At 35.2% G+C, this 23,667-nt stretch carries 27 protein-coding genes; 26 read left to right on the forward strand and 1 reads right to left on the reverse strand.

Annotated features, from left to right (window positions below; translation table 11 throughout):
• The first annotated feature begins 48 nt into the window (after positions 1-48).
• The 16 genes from aroC (at position 49) to I5818_RS10455 (ending at position 14,183) form a co-directional block, all read left to right on the forward strand.
• Entirely contained in the window at positions 49-1,221 is a 1,173-nt protein-coding gene (gene aroC, locus I5818_RS10380) for a chorismate synthase (protein ID WP_078110633.1), read from the forward strand.
• A 1-nt stretch (position 1,222) separates the two neighbouring features.
• Positions 1,223-2,287, forward strand: coding sequence for a 3-dehydroquinate synthase (gene aroB / locus I5818_RS10385; protein ID WP_078110634.1), 1,065 nt, complete (start codon positions 1,223-1,225; stop codon positions 2,285-2,287).
• Between the two features lie 14 nt (positions 2,288-2,301).
• Positions 2,302-2,667 carry a chorismate mutase gene (aroH, locus tag I5818_RS10390; RefSeq protein ID WP_058002364.1) on the forward strand — a complete coding sequence of 122 codons (366 nt, stop codon included), beginning with the start codon at positions 2,302-2,304 and terminating at the stop codon, positions 2,665-2,667.
• 6 nt (positions 2,668-2,673) lie between these two features.
• Positions 2,674-3,777, forward strand: coding sequence for a histidinol-phosphate transaminase (gene hisC / locus I5818_RS10395; protein ID WP_058002365.1), 1,104 nt, complete (start codon positions 2,674-2,676; stop codon positions 3,775-3,777).
• A gap of 27 nt (positions 3,778-3,804) precedes the next feature.
• Positions 3,805-4,911 carry a prephenate dehydrogenase gene (locus tag I5818_RS10400; RefSeq protein WP_058002366.1) on the forward strand — a complete coding sequence of 369 codons (1,107 nt, stop codon included), beginning with the start codon at positions 3,805-3,807 and terminating at the stop codon, positions 4,909-4,911.
• A gap of 27 nt (positions 4,912-4,938) precedes the next feature.
• Positions 4,939-6,222 carry a 3-phosphoshikimate 1-carboxyvinyltransferase gene (gene aroA / locus I5818_RS10405; protein WP_310795886.1) on the forward strand — a complete coding sequence of 428 codons (1,284 nt, stop codon included), beginning with the start codon at positions 4,939-4,941 and terminating at the stop codon, positions 6,220-6,222.
• An 83-nt stretch (positions 6,223-6,305) separates the two neighbouring features.
• Entirely contained in the window at positions 6,306-7,193 is an 888-nt protein-coding gene (locus I5818_RS10410) for a hypothetical protein (RefSeq protein WP_058002368.1), read from the forward strand.
• Between the two features lie 14 nt (positions 7,194-7,207).
• Positions 7,208-8,479 (forward strand): tetratricopeptide repeat protein, encoded by a 1,272-nt coding sequence (locus tag I5818_RS10415; RefSeq protein WP_058002369.1) that lies wholly within the window; start codon positions 7,208-7,210, stop codon positions 8,477-8,479.
• A gap of 34 nt (positions 8,480-8,513) precedes the next feature.
• Positions 8,514-9,062 (forward strand): ReoY family proteolytic degradation factor, encoded by a 549-nt coding sequence (locus I5818_RS10420; protein ID WP_058002370.1) that lies wholly within the window; start codon positions 8,514-8,516, stop codon positions 9,060-9,062.
• 203 nt (positions 9,063-9,265) lie between these two features.
• Positions 9,266-9,727, forward strand: coding sequence for a YpiF family protein (locus I5818_RS10425; protein WP_058002371.1), 462 nt, complete (start codon positions 9,266-9,268; stop codon positions 9,725-9,727).
• A 154-nt stretch (positions 9,728-9,881) separates the two neighbouring features.
• Positions 9,882-10,391, forward strand: coding sequence for a QcrA and Rieske domain-containing protein (locus tag I5818_RS10430; RefSeq protein WP_058002372.1), 510 nt, complete (start codon positions 9,882-9,884; stop codon positions 10,389-10,391).
• 14 nt (positions 10,392-10,405) lie between these two features.
• Positions 10,406-11,080: a menaquinol-cytochrome c reductase cytochrome b subunit gene (gene qcrB / locus I5818_RS10435; protein ID WP_058002373.1), complete on the forward strand. Its 675-nt coding sequence runs from the start codon at positions 10,406-10,408 to the stop codon at positions 11,078-11,080.
• 66 nt (positions 11,081-11,146) lie between these two features.
• The gene (locus tag I5818_RS10440; protein ID WP_071976094.1) at positions 11,147-11,917 is read left to right on the forward strand and encodes a menaquinol-cytochrome c reductase cytochrome b/c subunit; all 771 of its coding nucleotides are present in this window, start codon (positions 11,147-11,149) and stop codon (positions 11,915-11,917) included.
• Positions 11,918-12,000: 83 nt separating this feature from the next.
• The gene (gene lhaT, locus I5818_RS10445) at positions 12,001-12,594 is read left to right on the forward strand and encodes a lipoprotein heptaprenylglyceryl N-acetyltransferase LhaT (RefSeq protein ID WP_058002375.1); all 594 of its coding nucleotides are present in this window, start codon (positions 12,001-12,003) and stop codon (positions 12,592-12,594) included.
• 76 nt (positions 12,595-12,670) lie between these two features.
• On the forward strand, positions 12,671-13,453 hold the full coding sequence (gene ypjB, locus I5818_RS10450; protein ID WP_078110635.1) for a sporulation protein YpjB: 783 nt from the start codon (positions 12,671-12,673) through the stop codon (positions 13,451-13,453).
• Positions 13,454-13,511: 58 nt separating this feature from the next.
• Positions 13,512-14,183, forward strand: a complete 672-nt coding sequence (locus tag I5818_RS10455) for a zinc metallopeptidase (RefSeq protein ID WP_078110636.1) — start codon at positions 13,512-13,514, stop codon at positions 14,181-14,183.
• A gap of 53 nt (positions 14,184-14,236) precedes the next feature.
• On the opposite strand, the gene I5818_RS10460 is transcribed toward I5818_RS10455, so the two are convergent.
• Positions 14,237-15,109 (reverse strand): YitT family protein, encoded by an 873-nt coding sequence (locus I5818_RS10460; RefSeq protein ID WP_058002378.1) that lies wholly within the window; start codon positions 15,107-15,109, stop codon positions 14,237-14,239.
• Positions 15,110-15,311: 202 nt separating this feature from the next.
• Between I5818_RS10460 and I5818_RS10465 the strand changes: the two genes are divergently transcribed.
• The 10 genes from I5818_RS10465 to panD all read left to right on the forward strand — a co-directional run bounded on the left by I5818_RS10465 (position 15,312) and on the right by panD (position 23,286).
• A complete protein-coding gene (locus I5818_RS10465; RefSeq protein WP_058002379.1) occupies positions 15,312-15,644 on the forward strand; it encodes a nucleotide pyrophosphohydrolase in 333 nt (110 codons plus the stop codon).
• 5 nt (positions 15,645-15,649) lie between these two features.
• A complete protein-coding gene (gene dapB / locus I5818_RS10470) occupies positions 15,650-16,453 on the forward strand; it encodes a 4-hydroxy-tetrahydrodipicolinate reductase (protein ID WP_078110637.1) in 804 nt (267 codons plus the stop codon).
• A gap of 12 nt (positions 16,454-16,465) precedes the next feature.
• Positions 16,466-16,879, forward strand: coding sequence for a methylglyoxal synthase (gene mgsA / locus I5818_RS10475; protein ID WP_058002381.1), 414 nt, complete (start codon positions 16,466-16,468; stop codon positions 16,877-16,879).
• Positions 16,872-17,579, forward strand: coding sequence for a bacillithiol biosynthesis deacetylase BshB1 (gene bshB1 / locus I5818_RS10480; protein WP_058002382.1), 708 nt, complete (start codon positions 16,872-16,874; stop codon positions 17,577-17,579). Before mgsA ends, bshB1 begins: the two co-directional genes overlap by 8 nt.
• On the forward strand, positions 17,576-18,730 hold the full coding sequence (gene bshA, locus I5818_RS10485; protein ID WP_058002383.1) for an N-acetyl-alpha-D-glucosaminyl L-malate synthase BshA: 1,155 nt from the start codon (positions 17,576-17,578) through the stop codon (positions 18,728-18,730). Before bshB1 ends, bshA begins: the two co-directional genes overlap by 4 nt.
• The gene (locus I5818_RS10490; RefSeq protein ID WP_078110638.1) at positions 18,727-19,935 is read left to right on the forward strand and encodes a CCA tRNA nucleotidyltransferase; all 1,209 of its coding nucleotides are present in this window, start codon (positions 18,727-18,729) and stop codon (positions 19,933-19,935) included. Before bshA ends, I5818_RS10490 begins: the two co-directional genes overlap by 4 nt.
• Positions 19,905-20,888, forward strand: a complete 984-nt coding sequence (locus I5818_RS10495) for a biotin--[acetyl-CoA-carboxylase] ligase (protein WP_078110639.1) — start codon at positions 19,905-19,907, stop codon at positions 20,886-20,888. Before I5818_RS10490 ends, I5818_RS10495 begins: the two co-directional genes overlap by 31 nt.
• A gap of 298 nt (positions 20,889-21,186) precedes the next feature.
• A complete protein-coding gene (gene panB, locus I5818_RS10500; protein ID WP_078110640.1) occupies positions 21,187-22,020 on the forward strand; it encodes a 3-methyl-2-oxobutanoate hydroxymethyltransferase in 834 nt (277 codons plus the stop codon).
• A gap of 1 nt (position 22,021) precedes the next feature.
• The gene (panC, locus tag I5818_RS10505) at positions 22,022-22,870 is read left to right on the forward strand and encodes a pantoate--beta-alanine ligase (RefSeq protein ID WP_078110641.1); all 849 of its coding nucleotides are present in this window, start codon (positions 22,022-22,024) and stop codon (positions 22,868-22,870) included.
• A 32-nt stretch (positions 22,871-22,902) separates the two neighbouring features.
• Complete coding sequence (gene panD / locus I5818_RS10510; RefSeq protein WP_078110642.1) at positions 22,903-23,286, forward strand: aspartate 1-decarboxylase; 384 nt, start codon at positions 22,903-22,905, stop codon at positions 23,284-23,286.
• The last annotated feature ends 381 nt before the right edge of the window (positions 23,287-23,667 follow it).

Below are 23,667 nucleotides of genomic sequence, written 5' to 3' on the forward strand. Positions count from 1 at the left end.
GTTATAGTGATACATAAATCCTTTAAAGTACTGAAGGAGGAAGAGGAAATGAGATACTTAACATCTGGTGAATCCCATGGCCCACAACTTACGACGATTATTGAAGGGTTACCAGCGGGAATGCCATTAACAGCTGAGGATATTAATACTGAATTAGCACGACGACAAAAAGGTTATGGTCGTGGAAGGCGAATGCAAATCGAAACCGATCGCGCTAACATTTTAGGTGGAGTTCGCCATGGTTTAACACTTGGATCACCATTAGCATTGGTTGTAGAAAATAAGGATTGGAAACATTGGACCAAAATAATGGGGATAGAACCACTAGAGGAAGGTCAAGATGAGGAAATCAAAAGAAAAGTGACTCGCCCAAGACCAGGACATGCTGATTTAGTTGGCGGTATAAAGTATGGTCATCATGATATGCGTAATGTATTAGAACGTTCCTCTGCACGAGAAACGACTGTGAGAGTAGCTGCAGGTGCAGTTGCAAAAAAGCTATTAGCATTATTAGGTATAAAAGTTGCAGGACATGTGCTTGAAATTGGTGGAGTTCGTGCAAATGCATTGGAATACTCAACCATAGATGAATTAAAAGAGAGAAGTGAAAAATCTCCTGTTCGTTGTATTGATAAGGAAGCAGAAAAGAATATGATGGAAGCAATTGATAAAGCTAAAAAGAATGGAGATTCCATTGGGGGAATTGTCGAAGTAATAGTGGAAGGAATGCCATCAGGTGTAGGGAGTTATGTGCATTATGATCGGAAGTTAGATGCTAAGATTGCTGCAGCCATTATGAGTATTAATGCATTTAAAGGTGTTGAGTTTGGTCTGGGATTTGAAATGGCTCATATACCAGGTAGTCAGGTTCATGATGAGATCCTTTGGAGTGAGGAAAGAGGCTATGAACGACGAACCAACCGTTTAGGTGGTTTTGAGGGAGGAATGACCACCGGTATGCCAATTGTTGTTCGTGGTGTAATGAAGCCTATACCTACATTATATAAACCTCTACAAAGTGTTGATATTGAAACAAAGGAACCATTTACAGCAAGTATTGAACGTTCAGATAGCTGTGCTGTTCCTGCTGCTAGTGTTGTTGCTGAAGCAGTGGTTGCTTGGGAAGTAGCTTCTGCAATAGTTGAACAGTATTATAGTGATCGTTTTGAAACATTAAAGGAAATCGTAGAAAAAGAAAAAAGATATAGTAGGTTTTTTTAGTATGGAAAAAGTAGCGATTTTTACTGATTCAAAAAGTTATGAAGTGTTTATAGGGGAAGATATTTTAGATTCATTACATATGAGACTGAATAAATATTCAAAGGTACTATTGGTGACAGATGAAACGGTCAATCGTCTTCATTTAAATACTATCATTAATAGTATCCCAGAAAGAATAGATTATGAAGTCTATACGACTCCAAGTGGAGAAAAAGCGAAGACGTTTAAGGTTTATGAAGACTGTATTTCCTTTGCGTTAAAAGTGGGTATTGATCGAAAATCAGTGATTCTTGCATTTGGTGGAGGTGCTATTGGTGATTTAGCCGGCTTTGTCGCAGCGACATATATGCGTGGAATTGCATTTATACAGATCCCAACCACAATATTAGCTCATGATAGTGCAGTAGGTGGAAAGGTAGGAATCAATCATCCGCTTGGTAAAAATATGGTTGGCGCTTTTTATCAACCAGATATTGTTATTTATAATACAAACTATCTCAACACCTTGCCTGTTAGGCAAATTAAAAGCGGATTTGCAGAAGTGGTTAAGCATGCCCTGATTGCGGATGTTAATTTCTTAAATGAACTCATGAATCATGTACAGTCAATTGAAGAAGTAATTAGTGACAAGCTTCCTACCTATTTAAAAAGAGGAATTGAAGTGAAAGCAAAAATTGTAGGTCTTGATGAAAGGGAAAGTGGTGTACGAGCCTATTTGAATTTTGGGCATACACTTGGTCATGCATTAGAAGCACATGCGGGATTTGGTAATCTTACTCATGGTGAAGGAGTTATGTGTGGCATGGTTTACGCTCTTTTATTAAGCAAAAAGCTTGTTGGATTAGACTTTGATTTAGATTCATTTATAAATTGGATTGAAAGATTAGGGTATCAGTGGAAAATTCCTTCATCCACACAATTTGATACAATATACGAATTAATGAAAAGAGACAAAAAGTCTGTTGCAAATAAACCTGTCTTTGTTTTACTTAAAAGCATCGGAGAACCCGTATTAACAGCTGTAGATGTGCCTGTATTAAGGGAAACATTTTATATGATGAGTTAATAGGAGGGGGAAAAATGATACGCGGAGTTAGGGGAGCGACAACAGTTACACAAAATGATGAAAATGAGATTGTGAACTCGACAGAGGAATTAATAATGGAATTGATAGAGCAAAATGCCATAGAAGCAGCTAATGTTGCTTCTGTTTTCATATCAGTAACAGCAGATATCAATGCCGAGTTTCCTGCCAAAGCATTGAGAAGGTTTTCTTCATGGAAATATGTACCTGTGATGTGTATGAAGGAAATTAACGTGAAGGGAAGTCTCCCTCTTTGTATCCGTGTGATGATTCATGTAAATACAGATAAAGCTCAACAAGATATTATACACATTTATTTAAAAGATGCAGTAACTCTGAGACCAGATTTGATAAAGGAGTGAATATTCATGAAATGGAATAGTAAAATTTTAAATCTAAAGGCATACCAACCAGGTAAATCAATAGAAGAGGTGAAAGCAGCCTTTCATTTAGATGAAATTCATAAATTAGCATCAAATGAAAATCCGTATGGCTACTCACCAAAAGTAAAGGACTTATTAGATAAAGAGGGTAGCTCAACATTTTCTTATTATCCGGATGGATATTCAACCCAATTACGAAAAGAAGCGGCTGAATTTTTAGGGGTAAAGCCAACCCAGTTAATTTTCTCAAATGGAACAGATGAACTGCTACATATTATTTCTAATGCTCTACTAGAGCCAGGAAAAAATACAGTGATGGCCAATCCTACCTTTTCACAATATAAGCATAATGCAATATTAGAAGGTGCTGAGATAAGAGAGGTACCGTTAATAAACGGAGAACATGATTTAGATGGAATGCTTACTCAAATTAATCAGGATACAGCAATTGTCTGGGTTTGTAGTCCTAATAACCCTACAGGTGTATATATTAACGATGAAAAATTACAGAGTTTTTTAAAGAAAGTACCTAAAGATGTACTAGTGGTATTAGACGAAGCTTATTATGAATATGTTTGCGCTGATGATTATTATGATGCACGTGTATTAATCCAGCAATATCCAAATTTAATTGTTACAAGAACATTTTCTAAAATTTATGGTCTTGCAAGTTTTAGAATAGGCTATGGGATTGCATCTGAAGAAATTATTCAAGCACTTGAACCTGTCCGACAACCATTCAATACAAATGTTTTAGCCCAAAAAGTAGCATCAGTAGCTCTGAGTGATCAAAGCTTTGTTCAAAATTGTAGGAAATTAAATCACGAGGAATTAGAACGTTTCTATCAATTTTGTGAGAAAGAAAATCTAAATTATTATCCTTCACAAGGAAATTTTATTTTAATTGATTTTGCACATGATGGTGATGAGGTATTCTCATTTTTACTCTCAAAGGGATATATTGTTCGTTCAGGGAAAGCATTAGGTTTCCCTACATCGGTTCGGGTAACAATTGGTACAAAAGAACAAAATGATGGTGTTATGGATGCAATGCTTGAATTTCTGAAGCAAGCATCGATGATAAATTAGAATTTATACACATCAGGGGGAGAAGAGTTGCAACAGAAAATATTCGTTATCGGATTAGGTCTAATTGGAGGTTCGGTTGCTTTAGCAATTAAAAATGAGCACCCAAATACTACAATTATTGGCTATGATAGGGATGAAGAGATAGCTAATCAGGCGAAAATTTTAAAAGTAATCGATGATATGGCAGAGAGCATCAAACAAGGTGCCGTTGATGCCGATTTCATTATTTTGTCTATTCCAATCTTTGAAACGGAAAAAGTAATGGAAGAATTAGCATTATTGCCATTAAAACAAAGCGTTATTATCACCGATACAGGAAGTACAAAAAAATCAATTATGAAAAAGGCTGCATTATTTATTGAGAACGGTATTACTTTTATTGGGGGTCACCCGATGGCAGGATCACATAAAAGTGGAGTGGTAGCTGCCAAACGTTTGTTATTTGAAAATGCCTTTTACATGCTAACTCCACCCGAACATACAAACATGACGGAACAAGTGAACCAATTAAAACATTTATTAGCTGGTACAAAATCTAAGTTTATTGAATTAACCGCAGATGAGCACGATGAAATGACAGGTATTCTTAGTCATTTTCCTCATATTATTGCAGCGTCATTAGTAGGGCATGCAAAAAAATATCAAGAGATCTATCCATTATTGCAAAGATTAGCAGCTGGTGGATTTCGAGATATTACACGGATTGCCTCCTCTAACCCACATATGTGGACTGATATATCTTTGCGTAACAAGGATGTATTATTACAGCTTATGTGTGAATGGAAACAAGAAATGCAGAAAATCGAACAAATGCTAATAGATGATGAATATAATAAAATCTATCAATTTTTTGCAAATGCAAAATCTTATCGAGATGGCTTACCCATACATACAAAAGGTGTCATCCATTCTTTTTATGATTTATATGTCGATGTACCTGATTATCCAGGGGTTATTTCTGAAATAACTGGGTACTTAGCTGAAGAACGAATTAGTATTACAAATATCCGAATTTTGGAAACGAGAGAAGACATTTATGGAGTATTGCGAATTAGTTTTCAAACAATCCAAGATCGGGAACAAGCGATGGTTTGTTTAAAAAATAGGACCAATTATGAACTATTCATACAATAAAAAAATGGAAGGAGTGTTGCCGATATGATCCATCTACAATCAAAAAAATCGGGATTGAATGGAACAATTGATGTTCCCGGTGATAAATCGATATCTCATCGAGCCATTATGTTTGGAGCGATTGCAGAAGGGATAACGACTGTAAAAAACTTCTTATACGGAGCTGACTGTAAAAGCACGATTGAGTGCTTTCGAAAGCTTGGGATCAAGATAGAGGAGCAGGATGGCGAAATAAAAATACATGGAAATGGTTTTGATGGCTTAAAGGAGCCAGTTGAAATTTTAGACGTTGGTAATTCTGGTACAACGACACGGCTTATTATTGGATTACTTGCTGGTAGGCCCTTTCATTCAGTCATCATTGGAGATGATTCCATTGCGAAAAGACCGATGAATCGCGTAACAGACCCATTAAAACAAATGGGAGCGACAATACATGGCAGGAGAGGGGCGAATTATACCCCATTATCTATTGTAGGTAGTACATTGCATCCTATACAGTATAGGTTACCTGTCGCAAGTGCACAGGTTAAATCCTGTCTTCTTTTAGCTGCCTTGCAAACAGAGGGGGAAACGACAATTATAGAGCCAGCTTCTACGAGAGATCATACGGAAAGAATGATTAAACAATTTGGTGGAAATCTAACCATTAATGAAAATACAATAAAGATTTCTGGAAAACAAAAATTAGTAGCATCAGATATTCAAGTTCCAGGGGATATTTCCTCTGCAGCCTTCTTTATGGTTGCTGCAGCGATAGTGAATGAGAGTAAAGTAATTCTTGAAAACGTTGGTTTAAACCCGACTCGTACAGGAATTATTGAAGTCTTACAAAAAATGGGTGCATCCATTGATGTAAAAGAAAATACTTTGAGCAATTTCGAACCATCAGGTACAGTGACTGTAAAAACGAGTAATTTACAAGGAATCGAAATCGGAGGTGAGTTGATTCCACGTCTGATCGATGAATTGCCAATCATTGCACTTTTAGCTACCCAAGCAAGTGGGAAAACTGTCATTAAAAATGCAGAAGAATTGAAAGTAAAGGAAACGAATCGAATTGATGCGGTTGTAAAGGAATTGTCTATTCTTGGAGCAAAGATTGAAGCTACAGAGGACGGTATGATTATTTATGGGAAAACACCTCTAAAAGGTGGTAAAGTAAAAAGCTATGGAGATCATCGAATAGGGATGATGCTAAGTATTGCTGCCTTAATTTGCGAAGAAGATGTATATATCGAAGGAGCAGAAGCAGTCAGTGTTTCCTACCCGAATTTCTTTGAACATTTACATTATTTAACAAAAAAATAAGAAAAAATCTACAGTTCATCCTGTCATTTTCTCCTCCATCAAAACATAGCTTGTCTATATAGTTATTAGATGGAGGGGAAAGTATGTATATCATAGATAATGCAGATATATACTCTGAAGAAGCAAAAGACATAAAGCAGCAATCATTTATTATTAAAAACAATAGCTTCCATTCAATTAAAGCAACTAAGATGAAATCATCATTGATGAAAATGAATGTAGCGTCATTTATCATGACACCTACACATGTGATGCTAGACGAAAAACTCCCCAACACCTCGTTTCCATTACTAAAACAGTACTTCATTAAAAATTTTCTTCAAGAAGGTTGTCATACGATTATAACGTCATTCGCCATTCAATATGAATTCCAATTTGATGAAGAACTACATAAAAAAAGAATAACATTACTCAATAGTCCTGTTGATTATTGTATTGCCATAAGACTACCATTAGAAAAACTATCAACTAGTTTGATTCGAAAGTGTAAAAAGGAAAAAATCGCCATCATTTTATTAGAAATTCAAGATGAATCTACTATAAACGATATTCCATGGGGATGGATAAGAGAAGCAATGTTTCCTTATAATCCTATACTAGTACCAACTTTATTAACTAAAGAAGAGTCAAGAAGAAAATTGATCTTAAAACAATGGAATGATGTATTAGGAAAAGAGAAAATTCCGAAACTTTCTAAAGAATTGTTGCAAAAAACCCCAATTTCAATAAAAGACTTAAAGAAATTTGGTTTATACCCTAAGAGAGGAGATTTACATGTTGGGGGAGAAATCAATTATAATCTTTATTTTAAAAACGGGATAGTTGCTGAACAGAGTAAGATTCTTTATGATAATAGTAGATTAGCGATTATGGTACACAAAGGGCGAGTAATTACTACGGCGAATCATGTGACATTTCGTCCAGGTTTCGGGGAAGAAATAATAATAAGAAGAACTTCCCTCTTTGTGTAAGAAAGGGAAAGAAAATGAACATACACGAAAATATAGAGAAAATGATTCAGTTACTAGAAAATGGAGATATGGATAAAGCAAAGGATCTTTTTCTTAAAATAAAAAATTCAAATAATGATGAAGAAAAATATTTATTAGCTGAGGAATTATTGCAATTAGGGTTTTTAAATGAAGCAAAGGAACTTTATGAACTATTACTTGTCTCATACCCAAATGAAGGTGAATTAAAAGTTTCATTAGCAGAAATACTCATTGAGATGGATAAGGAATCTGATGCAATTAGTTATTTAGATTCAATCCAAGAGGATGATCCTGATTATCCGCGAGCTTTACTAATTTTAGCGGATTTATACCAAATGCAAGGATTAGTGGAAGTAAGTGAGAATAAACTACGTCAGGCAAAGCAGTTACTTCCAGACGAATCCATTATTGATTTCGCATTAGGGGAACTCTATGCATCGGAGGGTAAAAATAATGAAGCGATAAAGTTCTATGAAGAGCTTCTTAATCAAGGAAAAACTTTAATTGCAGGTGTAGATATAAATGGACGTTTAGCTGAAGTACTGAGTTCAGCCGGAAAATTCGAAGAGGCGTTACCTTTCTTTGAACGAGCCGTTGAAGAAAATAATGAAATAAATACATTATTTGGTTATGCATTGACCGCCTATCAAGCAGGATTTTTCAAAAAGGCTATCGAATTATTTATACAATTGAGAGAAATGGATCCTGAATATCATTCACTTTATTTGTATTTAGGAAAATGTTATGAAAGTGAAGAGGATCTAGAAAATGCGATGCAAGCTGTAAAATCTGGCATAGCAGTAGATGAATTTAATAAAGAATTATACCAATTTGGTGGAAAGCTTGCGTTAAAGTTAGGAGATGAGTCGCTTGCTGAAGAATATTTTCGACAAGCACTTGTTTTAGATTCAGGTTATATTGATGCTGCTTTAACACTAAATAAGCTTCTTCTACATCAACAGCGTTATGAAGATGTCTTAGAAATTACATTGCAAATGGAAAAAGAAGGTGACATCGATCCACAATTACATTGGGATGCTGCAATCTCTTTCCAAGCTTTAGAACAATATCAGGATGCATTAAAACATTATCAGCAAGCATATAATGACTTAAAGAATCATTCAGAATTTTTAGCGGAATATGGTTACTTCTTAATGGAAGAAGGAAAAAGATCAGAAGCAATTGAAATTTTTCAAACACTTTTACACGATGATCCGTTAAATGAGGAATGGATCTCACTCTTGGAACGACTAGAAGATCATTAATCGCATATATTCATTATGCAGAGGAGGGATTACATTGGCTGCCACCCCTGTATCTGTCAACGAGAAAAAAGATTTTATACGCTGGTTTTTGAATCATTATCAATTAAAGAGAAGGGAATCAGTCTGGATCTTAAATTATTTAATGAGTCATGACCAATTAATGGAAAAGGTTCATTTTGTCGAAGAAGCGCAATTTTGTCCTCGAGGATTAATTATGTCTACCCATTGTGTTGATAATGTACCATTCCGATTTTATAAAGAAAATATTATGACTACTGATGCTGAAAAATCGTTCCATGATATTCGCTTAAATCGAGAGGAAGATATTTACATCCAGTTAAATTTCAAATCAGCTAATCTTTCTTATCAGTATGCCGCTGTGCTTGAAGAGAATCCTTTTATGCCAAATTTATTACGCATAAATGATGAAGATCGTATTGTTGCTGAAAAATTTTTACAGGAAAGTATACTAGGCTTTCAACGGGAAAAATTATTAAAGGAAATTGATGAAGCTCTTGATAACCTTGACTTAGATTCATTTAACAAATTAACAGAGCAGCTTAAACAATTAAATGTCGACTAGTTTCTCCTCTTGCTCCTGCAAGAGGCTTTTTCTTGAAAGATAAATGATTGTTTAGAGAACAGGATTTCATTTATAATATTAAGTGCTAACGTTTGCAGATGCACTTTTCTTATTAAATTTAGACAATAGCTATTAGAAAAGATGTACTTTATTTTGCATGTTCTGTAAAAGGTTTTGTAATAATATATTTTAGGAGTGTTTATATGAAGTGGAATGGAAATGATATAGAAACCTATTTAAAGGAGAAGCAGTTTATTGATACTGCAGTCGTCCCCTTATTGCCAATTGCAATTGGGTCAGAAATGAAACAAGCAGCTTCACAAGGTGAATTCATTGAGCTTTTATCCTTACATTTAGAAAGGCAATTTAAAGGAAGATTGCTTCTGTTTCCAGCTTTTACGTATTTAAATACATTGGAAGATCATCAAAAAATGGACATGCTTCAAAATTGGGAGGTGAAATTGAAAGAAAGTGGTTTTTCCCATATCTTTTATTTAACTTCCGATATCTCATGGAGGGAGCAAGATAAAACGGAGGGAAAATTGATCTGGATACCGTCTGTCCCTCTTGAACATATGGAAGAACAATATAAACATTCCATTTTAGAGGATCAAGTAAAACAATTAATTAATATTATTGTTCAACAATGGCAAACTATAAAATAATTCGGATATTCGTCACATTGTTGACATGTTTTTAAAGTTGTGACATATTGACCTAGTTGAAAGATTGATATATCATGGTTATGTCCTAGTTTGTATTTGTGCGTATTTTATTAATGTCCATTGGACTTACCTTACTGTTAGAGGGGGGAAAAGGATGAGCAAGAATCCTGTAACAAGACGTCAATTCCTTAGCTACACACTTACAGGTGTAGGAGGGTTTATGGCAGCTGGAATTTTAATGCCAATGGTTCGTTTTGCAGTAGACCCAGTTCTACAGCATAGAGGTGCTGGTGAGTTTCACGCTACACCAAAAAAAGTAGCTGAACTGACAAATGAACCACAACGTGTCGTGTTTAAATACGAACAAGTGGATGCATGGTATAAGTCAGATGTGGAACAAACAGCATGGGTTTATAAAGATGATAAGGGCGAAATCATCGCATTATCACCTATTTGTAAGCATTTAGGCTGTAACGTAACATGGGGCGAAAACAAACAACATCCACATCAATTCTATTGTCCTTGTCATGGTGGACGCTATGAGCTAAATGGCAAAAACGTCCCTGGTACACCACCGTCTGCACCATTGGATGCGTATCCAACAAAAGTTAAAGATGGTTACTTGTACTTAGGAAAACCGAAAGAAAATCCATTTGTAAAGTAAAGGAGGCGTAATCATTGCTTAATAAAATCTATGATTGGGTAGATGAGCGCTTAGATATTACGCCTTTATGGCGAGATATCGCTGATCATGAAGTACCAGAACATGTAAACCCGGCGCATCATTTTTCAGCGTTTGTTTACTGCTTTGGTGGATTAACCTTCTTCATTACGGTAATCCAAATTTTATCTGGTATGTTTTTAACAATGTATTATGTACCGGATATTAAGAACGCTTGGGAGTCTGTTTACTATCTTCAAAATGAAGTAGCATTCGGTCAAATTGTTCGTGGTATGCACCATTGGGGAGCAAGTTTAGTTATTGTTATGATTTTCTTACATACACTTCGTGTTTTCTTCCAAGGCGCGTACAAAAAACCTCGTGAGTTAAACTGGATTGTTGGGGTACTTATTTTATTTGTTATGCTTGGTTTAGGATTAACTGGTTACCTATTACCTTGGGATATGAAAGCGTTATTTGCGACAAAAGTTACATTGCAAATTGCTGATTCAGTACCATTAATAGGGCCATATGCGAAAGAACTACTTTCAGGACATCCGGATATTGTTGGTGCACAAACATTGACACGTTTCTTTGCGATTCACGTGTTCTTCTTGCCAGCAGTATTATTAGGATTAATGGCTGCCCATTTCCTAATGATCCGTAAACAAGGTATTTCTGGACCATTGTAAAATTAATTTCGCTATAATAATTGATTTAAGAAATTTTTGACTCTTTATAAGAAGGAGGGGGACATAATGCATCGTGGAAAAGGGATGAAATTTGTAGGGGATTCACGTGTTCTTGACCCTTCGGTTCGTAAAAAAATGGGCCCTAAGGACTATTCGGAATATCCAGGGAAAACAGAAGCCTTTTGGCCAAACTTCCTATTAAAGGAATGGATGGTCGGTGCCGTATTCTTAGTTGGATTTTTATGCCTAACTGCTGCACATCCAGCACCATTAGAGCGTATTGCTGACCCAGCTGATGCAGGTTATATTCCAATGCCTGACTGGTATTTCTTATTCCTTTATCAAATGTTGAAATATTCCTATGCGTCAGGTCCATATAATATCATTGGACTAATTATTCCTGGTATTGCATTTGTAGGATTACTTTTAGCTCCATTTATTGATCGTGGACCACATAGACGTCCATTGAAACGTCCGTTAGCAACTGGATTTATGCTATTATCCATTGCAGCAGTCTTCTATTTAACTTGGGAAGCTGCGGCTCACCATGATTGGGAAAAAGCGGCTGAGCAAGGGAAAATTGTCGCGAAAGCAGATATTGATAAATCTTCAGAAGGCTACCAAATTATTTCTAAACAATCATGTATTACATGTCATGGAGAAAACCTTGTTGGTAGCCCTGCAGCTCCATCATTAATTGGTACTGGTTTAAGTGCTGATGAAGTTGCAAAAATTGCTAAAGAAGGTAAAGGCAATATGCCAGCTAATCAATTTAAAGGTTCTGACGATGAATTGAAAAAGCTATCTGAATTTATTTCAGGGTTAAAAGCTGAATAATAGAAAGAGATAAAGCTGGCGTTTTTGCCAGCTTTTCTTTCTATTTCAAGTCATTTGGGGAGTGAGAGGAAAGGCGGTACGTAATGAAGTTATTATATCCAATATTAGCGAATCGGTATATTTTGTGGGTGTTATTAATCGTAAATTTATTAGGGACAATTTATGGATATATATGGTATAAACCTCAATTTGATGTCACACCGACAATATTCCTTCCTTTTGTACCTGATAGCCCTACAGCTAGTTTGTTTTTCACTCTTGTATTATTTGCGTTTTTATTGAAAAAAAATTGGCCGATCATTGAAGCTTTAGCAATCGTTACTTTATTTAAATATGGGGTTTGGGCCGTAGTCATGAACATTTTAACTTTAATTGTGACTGGCGAATTGCCATGGCAAGGGTATATGCTAATTATGTCACATGGAGCTATGGCAATAGAAGGGATATTATATTCTCCTTTTTATCGAATAAAGCTTAAACATATTATAATAGTAGCTATCTGGACTTTACATAATGATGTAATTGACTACGTATTTATGCAATATCCGAAATACGGTGCGTTGGCAATCTATGTTCGGGAAATTGGATATTTTACGTTCTGGTTAAGCATATTATCGTTAGCAATCGGCTATTATTTCTCCGTTCGGAAAAATAGTCTTAAATTAACGATCTATTAATTAGTCCTATTTAAAATCAGGTCTATTCTTGTCCATCTTCTCATACACTTTATTAGTAGTTTGAGGAGGGACAAGGATGAAAAAAATATTAATCCTTCTATTTTCGCTCGTTTTTTTTACTTCAACTCATGTTCATGCAACGGTAACTTCACCATTAGATAGGTTAGATAAAATTGCTGATGAAGCTTTACAAATGACAAAGATTGGCCGGTTTGAAGCGGCTAAAAAATTTCTTGAACAATTTCAAGACCAATTTATTGAAGAGACATCCTACGGCTCGATATTAACAATGGATGAATTAAAAATAGTCATGATGTCATATAATGATGCTATTCGTGCAATAAATAAAGTAAGTTCAGAATCTAGAGAAAAAATTGATAAAGTAACTACGTTCCGATTAGTGATTGATGCAATTAATTCTCACTATCAACCAATGTGGACAGAGTTACAGGAGCCAATTATGGGGGCATTTTCTCAAATCAAGGAAGCGGCTAAAGAGAAGGACCGAATGGCATATGAAGCAGCACTTACTATGTTTTTAGAAAAATATTCATTAATTCAACCAAGTTTAAAAGTGGATTTGTCTTTAGAAAAATTAGAAAAGTTAGATTCTGATATTTCCTTCATTGATAAGTTTAGAAATCGAATTATTGAAGATGACACACAGTTAGTACAATTAGATATTATAGAGTCGGATTTACAACATATTTTCGATAAATTATCTGAGGATGAAACAGATCCTTCATTATGGTGGGTGATTATTACAACAGGTAGTATTATTGTTATGACATTATCGTATGTTGGCTGGAGAAAATACAGAGGAGAAAAACATACGAAGCAAAAAGAGCATTATGATTGACCATTTCACCTGAATTGAATAAAATAATAGTAATATCATCGAGATATGGAGGAAACCAATGCAGTTTATTATTTACTATATTATTATTGCTCTTATTCCGATTTGGGCGCAGGTTAAAGTACAAAGAACTTTTAAGAAATATGCGGAAGTTCCAAATACTACTGGTATGAATGGAGCAGAAGTAGCTAGAAGAATTTTAGACGAAAATGGTTTATACAATGTAAAAGTGGTTGAACATAGTGGCTTTTTGAGTGATCATTATAATCCGATGACGAAAACGGTAAATTTATCTTCTTCAAACTATCATGGCAATTCTGTTGCTGGAGCGGCTGTTGCAGCCCATGAAGTTGGTCATGCTATTCAAGATAAAGAGAGCTATGGTCCATTAAGATTTCGCCACTCCCTTGTCCCTGTAGCAAATATTAGTTCAAATGCTTCTTGGATTTTCATTATTATTGGATTACTCGCTAGTCAAACTTTTCTTCTAATTGGGATTGTTTTAATGGCTTTAGGGGTTTTATTTCAATTAGTCACACTCCCTGTAGAATTTAACGCCTCGTCAAGAGCAATGGATCAAGTTGTCTCATTAGGCATAATTAATAATCAGGAAGAGCATGATGCAAGAAAGGTGCTTAATGCTGCTGCATTAACATATGTAGCTGCTGCAGCTGTTGCAGTTCTTGAACTGTTAAGGTTGATCTTAATTTTTACAAATAGAAGTGATGATTAAGAAAAGGAAGGCATGATAACATGCCTTCCTTTTTATACTTTGTGGAAATGTATTTATACTTCAATGGGTTTCTTATTTTCGTCTAGAGTAAACCCTTCTCCTAATACATCATGAACAATTGTAACGGAAACGAATGCATGTGGATCTACGGCATTTATCAATCCTTTTAAACGGACGACTTCATTTTTACCTACGACACAATAAAGTACATCTTTTTCTTCCTTTGTGTAGGAACCTCGCCCTTGTAGAACTGTTACTCCTCTTTCCATATCATTCATAATTAAATTAGCAATTTCATCATGCTTTGGTGAAATAATTAATGCTCCTCTTGCGGTATAAGCACCTTCCTGCATAAAGTCGATTACTCTTGCACCAACAAATACAGCGACTAGTGTATACATGGCTTCACGATAATTTAAATAGGTCAATAGGGAAAGAGTGATGACACATGCATCAAATATGAACATCGTTCTACCCATGGCTAATCCTTTATATTTAAATATTAATCGTGCAATAATATCAACGCCACCTGTTGTACCACCATTACGGAAAATAATCCCTAAGCCAATACCAATAAATACTCCAGCAAATAAAGCGGCAAGAAACATATCATGCTCAAGTGGAATATTTAAATGTTTTCTTTGGAAGATCCATAGAAATATGGATGTTGCAATTGTTCCAATCACCGTATAAATAAATTCTCTTTTCCCAAGTAATTTCCAACCGATAATAAATACCGGGATGTTTAACACTAAGTTTGAATAGGAAGGATCTATGTTAAAAAGGGCATATAATAGCAGGTTAATACCGGTAAATCCACCTTCAGCAAGGTTATTTTGCATATTAAAGTGATAGATACCAAATGAAAAAATAGCAGAGCCTAATAGAATAAATAAAATATTTTTTATTTTTAAACCACGAAGCATGTTGTTTCCTCCTGTCCTTTTGAGTATAGATTGTCCAAGTTATTCAAGAAAAAGTTAATAAAATCAAAATTAGCACAACGTTCTCATTATATAAAACGGATTTACAACTGGCAATGCTTGGTTCTAGAATAAATTAAAACATTTGTAAAAATTTTTTGTTTTAGCTAACATGAAGAGAGAAATAAGTGAGGTGTAATTGATATTGGAAGAAAAAACAATAAAACAAATGCAGCAAGAAGTTGATGATTATATAGGACAATTCAAGGAAGGTTATTTTAGCCCATTAGCGATGGTTGCCCGCTTAACTGAGGAACTCGGTGAATTAGCAAGGGAAGTTAATCATTATTATGGAGAGAAACCTAAGAAGAATACAGAAAAGGAAAAAACGGTGGAAGAAGAGTTAGGAGATTTACAGTTTGTTCTTATCTGTTTAGCTAATTCATTAAATATAAATTTACAAGAAGCTCATGAAAGAGTGATGTACAAATTTAATACACGTGATAAAGATAGATGGACGAAAAAAGAAAAGGAGTAAATATTATGGATAAAGTGAGAGTAATTATTGCAGGGCCTCGTGGAAGAATGGGAAAAGAAGCAGTCAAGCTGGTTTTTCACGAAGAAAAATTTGAGCTTGTGAGTGTTTTAGATCATAAGCATGATCAGAAAATGTTGCATGAGATAGATGATTTCCAATTATACGAAAATATCCCTGTATATTCAAATGTAGAAGAATGTCTTCAGAAATCAAATGCAGATGTATTTGTGGACTTAACTACACCTGAAGTTGGTTATTTACATACAAAAACTGCCCTACAGTATGGAATTCGACCTGTTGTAGGAACAACAGGTTTTACCCAAGAACAACTAATAGAATTGAAACAATTAGCAGAAGAAAAAAATATTGGTTGTATCATTGCACCTAATTTTGCTATAGGTGCGGTGTTAATGATGAAGTTCTCCCAATTAGCTGCAAAATATTTTAAAGATGTAGAAATAATTGAAATGCATCATGATCAGAAACTTGATGCACCCTCTGGAACAGCTGTAAAAACAGCGGAGATGATTTCTTTATCAAGGGAGAAAAAGCAACAGGGACATCCAAATGAATCAGAAAGTATAACTGGTGCTAGAGGAGCCAACTTTGATGGAATGCATATACATAGTGTCCGTTTACCAGGATTAATCGCACATCAGCAAGTGTTATTTGGTGCAGATGGACAATCCTTAACAATTCGACATGATTCGTATAATCGTTCTTCCTTTATGTCAGGGGTCAAATTATCCATTGAAACAGTATTGGCAATCAATACATTAGTCTACGGATTGGAAAATATTATTGATTAAGGGGCATAGGATATGGAGATTGCATTAATTGCACATGATAAAAAGAAAGATGATATGATTCGGTTTGTGACAGCATACCAAGATATTTTTGCACAGCACCGATTATATGCAACAGGTACGACTGGGAAAAGGATAAACGAAGAGACAAACCTACCAGTGATCCGTTTCCAATCAGGGCCATATGGTGGTGATCAAGAAATAGGAGCATTAATCGCCAATAATAAACTGGATATGGTTATTTTCTTTAGGGATCCATTAACAGCTCAGCCACATGAACCAGATGTGACTGCATTAATTCGTTTATGTGATGTATATTCCGTTCCCCTTGCAACGAATATGGGTACTGCTGAAGTTCTTGTTCGTGGGCTAGAAAAAGGCGATTTACAATGGCGAAGTATTATTAGAGGTGAAACAAGGCATGAATAAGAAAATAGATATATTAGCATTTGGGGCACACGCAGATGATGTAGAGATTGGAATGGCCGCGTCGATTGCAAAATGGACGAGGGAAGGAAAAAAAGTCGTCATCTGTGATTTAACAGAAGCAGAATTGTCTTCAAATGGAACAGTTGAAAATCGAAAGATTGAGGCGGCAAAGGCTGCCTCAATTTTAGGTGTTGAGGAACGGATTTCATTAAAAATTCCTGATCGTGGAATTTATCTTACCACTGAACATATACGCATGGTTGTAGAAGTCATCCGTACATATAAACCTACAGTGGTTTTTGCGCCATTTTTAGAGGACAGACATCCTGACCATGGTAATTGTGCAAAATTAGTAGAAGAGGCAATATTTTCTGCGGGGATTAGAAAATTTGAAACGAGTTTAAATTTGCCTCCACATAAACCAAAAAGTTTATATCATTATATGATAAATGGTTTTCATCATCCTGATTTTGTCATTGATGTAACCAACTATATGGATAAAAAAGTAGAAAGCTTAGAAGCATACCAGAGCCAGTTTGTGATAAATAGTACAGGTGTAAGGACACCGCTAACAGATGGTTATATTGAAACTGTACAAGCGAGAGAGAGAATGTTCGGAAAAGAAGTTGGAGTAAAATTTGCCGAGGGCTTTAAAACGAAAAAGCCGCTTATATTAAATATGGATGTGATTGGAGAATGAGAAAAAAGCTTAAAATTGGTATTACCTGTTACCCGACTGTTGGAGGTTCAGGTGTCATAGCCACAGAATTAGGAAAATTTCTTGCAGAGCGAGGCCATGAAATCCATTTTATTACTTCAAGCATCCCATTCCGTTTAAATAAGATGTATCATAATATCTATTTTCATCAGGTCGAAGTGAATCAATACTCTGTATTTCAATATCCACCTTATGATATTGCTTTAGCTAGTAAGATGGCAGAAGTGATAAAGAGAGAAAAATTAGATATACTCCATGTTCACTATGCAATGCCTCATGCTGTTTGTGCAATATTAGGAAAACAGATGGCCGGTACTAATGTAAAGATTGTAACAACTTTACATGGAACAGATATTACTGTTTTAGGTTATGATCCTTCATTAACTGAAGCGATTCGCTTTGGTATAGAGCAATCTGATTATGTGACTGCTGTTTCAAAAGCTTTAGTTCAACAAACTTATGATCTAATTCAACCAAAGAAAGAAATTGATACAGTCTATAATTTTATTGATGAACGGGTATACAGAAAAGTTAATTCAAGTGATTTAAAAACGGAATATGGAATTTCACCAGATGAGAAAATCATCATCCATGTATCTAACTTTCGAAATGTGAAAAGAGTACCAGATGTAGTTAAGGTTTTTGCCCAAATAAAAAAGAAACTACCTGCTAAACTCCTTTTAGTTGGTGATGGTCCCGAGATGACAATCGTATGCAAATTAGTGAATGAATTACAATTAAATGAAGACGTGCTCATGTTAGGAAAGCAAGATAATCTTGAAGAGTTATACTCTATAAGTGATTTAATGCTTTTGCTATCAGAAAAGGAAAGTTTTGGATTAGTAGCTCTTGAGGCTATGGCCTGTGGTGTTCCATGTATTGGAACCGATATTGGTGGAATTCCAGAAGTAATTACAGATCATGTGAATGGGTATGTTTGTGAACTGGGAAATATTGAAATGATTTCAAGCTATGCGTTAAAGCTTCTTGAAGATGAAAAAATACACAATGAGTTTTCTGAAAATGCGATTCAAACCGTTCACAATCAGTTTATGTCAGAGAAAATAATTGAACAATATGAAGACATTTATTACCATCTAATACCAGATAAAGAAAAGGTGGGGATGGAATGAATGAACCATTTCTAAGTGCCATCCCAATTTTAGAGGCATTAGAAAGTAATGGATTTGAAGCATATTTTGTCGGAGGTTCCGTCCGAGATTATTTACTAGATCGAAAAATTGATGATGTTGATATTGCAACATCAGCTACTCCTCAGGAAGTAAAAAAAATTTTTAGTCAAACAGTAGATATTGGTATTGAACATGGAACGATACTTGTTCTCTTCGACGGGATTGGCTATGAGGTTACTACTTTTCGTGCAGAATCTGATTATCGCGATTATCGCAGACCAGAAACGGTTCATTTTATCCGTTCATTGATAAAGGATTTAGAACGAAGAGATTTTACTATGAATGCATTAGCCATGGATAAAAAAGGAAGAATCATTGATTTGTTTAATGGTATACAAGCGATTAATGATCAATTAATTGAAACAGTTGGGGATGCAAAAGAACGATTTCATGAAGATGCACTAAGAATGATGAGAGCGGTTCGATTTGTTAGTCAACTTGAATTTTCATTGCATATGAGTACAAAGCTTGCAATTAGTAAAAATGCCTATTTATTAAAGCATATTGCGATAGAGCGTATCTTAGCAGAGTTTACAAAGTTAATTAGAGGCAGCAATAAAAAACAAGCTTTAACTCTATTGTTTGATTGTCAAATTATTGATTACTTGCCCGGTTTTAAAGACCATACAGATAAATTGAAACAATGCTTAGAATTAGATGTGAATGAACTTTCTGAAAATCAAACATGGCTTTTAATATTAGCCTTAATCGATGTAAACGAACCGATGAATTTCTTAAGAGAATGGCGAATGCCAACTAAACAAATGAAATACATTGTGAAAGCTCTTTCGGTCTTGAAGGAAAGATATCAAAGTTCTTGGACAGTTGCTTCACTTTTTTATGCAACAAAGGAAATTGCGATTGATGCTGAAGTAGTATATAAAACAATGAATAAACAGTCGATATACATGATCAAGGAAACAATCGAGAATGAATTTTCAATCATGCCGATTAAGACACGTGAAGAAATAGTCATTTCAGGGGAAGACTTAATAAATTGGTTTAATCGACCCGGTGGACCTTGGATTAAGGATTTATTGCAACAGATTGAATTGGCCATTTTAAATAAAGAAATTGCCAATGATAGAGATGAGATAAAGGGGTGGAGTCGAACATGCAATCTCCCATTCGCAAACGATTGCTAGAGGCATTTACCAATGCAAATGGAGAATTTTTATCAGGACAAGCACTTGCTGATATTTTAGGTTGTTCAAGAACAGCAGTATGGAAGCATATAGAGGAGCTGCGAAAAGAAGGATTTGAACTAGAGGCTGTTCGTAAAAAGGGGTATCGAATTATATCGACAATGGACAGAGTGACAGAAAATGAAATTCGTTTAGGCCTGAAAACTTCTAAACTAGGTAGTATGATTCAATATTTAGATACAATTGATTCGACACAAAAAGTGGCCCATCAACTAGCACAAGAAGGTTGTCCAGAAGGAACAATAGTGGTAGCTGAAGAACAAACGAATGGAAGAGGAAGACTAACTAGACATTGGCATTCTCCAAAGTTTACTGGAATATGGATGAGCATTGTGTTACGACCAAAACTTCCACCTTTTAAGGCACCGCAATTTACTTTGATTACTGCAGTTGCAGTTGTACAGGCAATCGAACAACTATGCGACCTACAACCAGAAATTAAATGGCCAAATGATATCTTAATAAAAGGAAAAAAAGTAACCGGCATATTGACGGAATTACAAGCAGATTCGGATAAAATTCACTCTATTATTATTGGAATCGGAATTAATGTTAACCAAACGAGAGAAGACTTTCCCGAAGAATTGCATTCAGTTGCAACATCAATAGCAATTGAAAATGGTGGAAAGCTGTCCCGCTCTATACTTATTCAACAAATACTAGCTAATTTGGAAAAGTATTATCAGATTTACTTAGAAAAAGGCTTTGCTCCATTAAAGTTATTATGGGAAAGCTATGCCATCAGTATTGGGAAGGACATTATTGCTCGTACCGTTAATGAAGTGATAGCTGGTAAAGCAATAGGTATCTCTGATGAAGGCGTATTAAAAATCCAGGATAAAAATGGTGTCATTCATGATATTTATTCTGCGGATATTGAGGTAGGAAAATAAAAAATGGATAGTAAGTAATGAAATATTTTGATATAATTTACTCGGGTAGTATCCAAAAGGAACTGCACCTTGCTTACATTTATTATTAATAGAATATTGTTCTGCCTTGATCCATGAATTGGACGGGGACGGAGGATGGGTCAATCATTTACTAATAACAGGAGTCCTTCTGCCTTGCGGAAGGGCTTTTTTTGCATCAAACGTTCTAAATATGAACCAGTAAATTAGACTTTGTGTCAAGAACCATAAAAAGCAAGGTTGGATGCTCCCCTAGTCAAATACTAAGGGAGGAAACATGATGAAACAAACGACAGATTTTAAAATGATGAAGCAAAATAAGGAAAAGATCACCATGGTTACCGCGTATGATTTTCCAACTGCAAAATTGGCACAGCAGGCCAATATGGATATGATCTTAGTTGGTGATTCTTTAGGGATGGTTGTTTTAGGGTATGATTCAACAGTACCTGTAACGATTGAGGATATGATACATCATACAAAAGCTGTAAAACGAGGAGCTAGTGATGTATTTGTCGTTACCGATATGCCATTTATGACATATCATCTTAGCCGGGAGGAAACGTTGAAACATGCTGCTAGTCTTATTCAAAATGGTGGTGCGAATGCTGTAAAAGTTGAAGGTGCTGGACATGTAATTTCAATGATTGAAGCGTTAACATCATCAGGTATTCCTGTTATGGCACATCTCGGTTTAACCCCTCAAACTGTAGGTGTCTTAGGGGGATATAAGGTTCAAGGCAAAACGGCAGATGCAGCTATACAGTTGATTGAAAATGCAAAAAAATGTGAAGAAGCAGGTGCTTTTGCAATTGTCTTAGAATGTGTACCAAAGCAATTAGCAAAAGAGGTGACAGCTAACATCAGTATTCCAACCATTGGTATTGGAGCAGGAGTAGATGTTGATGGTCAAGTATTAGTTTTTCATGACTTAACGATGTTCGGAGTTGAACGAGTACCTAAATTTGTAAAAACATATGCAGATAGTAATGATTTAATCTTGAATGGACTAAAAAATTATGTGGCAGATGTGAAAACGAGTAAATTCCCAGAGGATAAGCATACGTTCACTATGAAACAAGAGGAATTGTCTACACTTTACGGAGGAAAATAAAATGAAATTGGTGACAGATAGAACGACGATTTCGAAAATAGTTAAGCAGCATAGACAAAATCATGAAAGTATCGGATTTGTTCCTACCATGGGCTATTTACATGAAGGCCATTTAGCTTTAGTGGAAAAAGCTAAGGAACAAAATGATATCGTGATTATGAGTATTTTTGTCAATCCTACTCAATTTGGACCAAATGAAGATTTTGACTCCTATCCACGAGATTTGGCACATGATCAACGTTTAGCAGAAGCAGCAGGAGTGGACTATATTTTTGCACCTTCCGTTGAGGAAATGTATCCAAATAAAATGAATAATCAAATTACTGTCGTTGAAAGAGCCGGGGTACTTTGCGGGAGAAGTAGACCTGGCCATTTTGATGGAGTAGTTACCATTTTGTTAAAGCTATTTTCACTAATTATGCCTGAGAGAGCATATTTCGGTAAGAAAGATGCACAGCAAATTGCAGTGATTGATGGACTTGTACAGGATTTCTTTTTACCTATCCAAATTATTGCTGTTGAAACAAATAGAGAGCTTGATGGTTTAGCAAAAAGCTCAAGAAATGTCTTTTTATCGGATTCAGAAAGAGTTGAGGCAAAAGAATTATATAAAAGTCTTACAAAGGCAAAGACTGCAATTAACTCTGGTGAAAAATCTAAAAAACGGATTATAGAAATGGTGATTGATCATCTTCAATTAAATACAAGTGGTGAGATTGACTATGTTGAAATATATTCTTATCCATCATTAAAAGCGTTAGATGTCATTGAAGGGAAGGTTATCATCGCAATAGCAGTTAAGTTTTCAAAAGCAAGATTAATTGATAATCTCATCCTTGATGTCCGGTAGATTGCACAAAAGAAATAAAAGGAGAATCATTTATGTTTCGTACAATGATGAATGGGAAAATTCACAGAGCAACAGTTACAGAAGCTAATTTAAATTATGTCGGCAGTATTACAATCGATGAGGATATACTAGACGCGGTTGGAATGGTTGCTAATGAAAAAGTACAAATCGTTAATAATAATAATGGAGCACGTTTAGAAACGTATATTATCCCAGGCAAACGGGGAAGTGGTGTAATTTGTCTGAACGGTGCAGCTGCCAGACTTGTTCAAGTAGGAGATATTGTCATTATTATTTCATACGCTCTTATTCAAGAGGATAAAATAAAAAATCATCAGCCAAAAATCGCTATTCTGGATGAAAATAACCATATTTCGCAGATGATTTCCTATGAACCCGAAGCAACAATCATTTAAGATAAAAAGAAAACCGTATCTCAGTGGATACGGTTTTTTGTATAGGGCTCTTTTCTCAATAGTATAGAATTTAAGTTTTTACAAATAAAAATAAGTTTAGGATAAGTTTCCTTAGTTCACCGAGAAAAGAGCTTCAAGCAATATAAGAACACTCCCCTTTTTTTAGTGTGTAAAAGCCGGCAGTAGGGCTTTTACAAAGCAACACATTAGTTGAAGTGTATTTATGTATAGGGCTCTTTTCTCAATAGTATAGAATTTAAGTTTTTACAAATAAAAATAAGTTTAGGATAAGTTTCCTTAGTTCACCGAGAAAAGAGCTTCAAGCAATATAAGAACGCTCTCCTTTTACACAGCAATACATTAGTTGAAGTGTATAGTATA

Origin of the sequence: Heyndrickxia oleronia (assembly GCF_017809215.1) — a bacterium.
In the GTDB taxonomy this organism is placed as follows: Bacteria; Bacillota; Bacilli; order Bacillales; family Bacillaceae_C; genus Heyndrickxia; species Heyndrickxia oleronia.

Coding starts and splice junctions, on each gene's coding strand:
- I5818_RS10430 (WP_058002372.1), top strand. CDS start 9,882: ATGAGCAAGAATCCTGTAACAAGACGTCAATTCCTTAGCTACACACTT.
- I5818_RS10410 (WP_058002368.1), top strand. CDS start 6,306: ATGTATATCATAGATAATGCAGATATATACTCTGAAGAAGCAAAAGAC.
- bshA (WP_058002383.1), top strand. CDS start 17,576: ATGAGAAAAAAGCTTAAAATTGGTATTACCTGTTACCCGACTGTTGGA.
- panC (WP_078110641.1), top strand. CDS start 22,022: ATGAAATTGGTGACAGATAGAACGACGATTTCGAAAATAGTTAAGCAG.
- aroC (WP_078110633.1), top strand. CDS start 49: ATGAGATACTTAACATCTGGTGAATCCCATGGCCCACAACTTACGACG.
- aroB (WP_078110634.1), top strand. CDS start 1,223: ATGGAAAAAGTAGCGATTTTTACTGATTCAAAAAGTTATGAAGTGTTT.
- panB (WP_078110640.1), top strand. CDS start 21,187: ATGAAACAAACGACAGATTTTAAAATGATGAAGCAAAATAAGGAAAAG.
- I5818_RS10440 (WP_071976094.1), top strand. CDS start 11,147: ATGCATCGTGGAAAAGGGATGAAATTTGTAGGGGATTCACGTGTTCTT.
- ypjB (WP_078110635.1), top strand. CDS start 12,671: ATGAAAAAAATATTAATCCTTCTATTTTCGCTCGTTTTTTTTACTTCA.
- aroH (WP_058002364.1), top strand. CDS start 2,302: ATGATACGCGGAGTTAGGGGAGCGACAACAGTTACACAAAATGATGAA.
- I5818_RS10490 (WP_078110638.1), top strand. CDS start 18,727: ATGAATGAACCATTTCTAAGTGCCATCCCAATTTTAGAGGCATTAGAA.
- hisC (WP_058002365.1), top strand. CDS start 2,674: ATGAAATGGAATAGTAAAATTTTAAATCTAAAGGCATACCAACCAGGT.
- bshB1 (WP_058002382.1), top strand. CDS start 16,872: ATGAATAAGAAAATAGATATATTAGCATTTGGGGCACACGCAGATGAT.
- I5818_RS10415 (WP_058002369.1), top strand. CDS start 7,208: ATGAACATACACGAAAATATAGAGAAAATGATTCAGTTACTAGAAAAT.
- mgsA (WP_058002381.1), top strand. CDS start 16,466: ATGGAGATTGCATTAATTGCACATGATAAAAAGAAAGATGATATGATT.
- I5818_RS10425 (WP_058002371.1), top strand. CDS start 9,266: ATGAAGTGGAATGGAAATGATATAGAAACCTATTTAAAGGAGAAGCAG.
- lhaT (WP_058002375.1), top strand. CDS start 12,001: ATGAAGTTATTATATCCAATATTAGCGAATCGGTATATTTTGTGGGTG.
- dapB (WP_078110637.1), top strand. CDS start 15,650: ATGGATAAAGTGAGAGTAATTATTGCAGGGCCTCGTGGAAGAATGGGA.
- I5818_RS10460 (WP_058002378.1), bottom strand. CDS start 15,109: ATGCTTCGTGGTTTAAAAATAAAAAATATTTTATTTATTCTATTAGGC.
- I5818_RS10455 (WP_078110636.1), top strand. CDS start 13,512: ATGCAGTTTATTATTTACTATATTATTATTGCTCTTATTCCGATTTGG.
- panD (WP_078110642.1), top strand. CDS start 22,903: ATGTTTCGTACAATGATGAATGGGAAAATTCACAGAGCAACAGTTACA.
- I5818_RS10495 (WP_078110639.1), top strand. CDS start 19,905: ATGCAATCTCCCATTCGCAAACGATTGCTAGAGGCATTTACCAATGCA.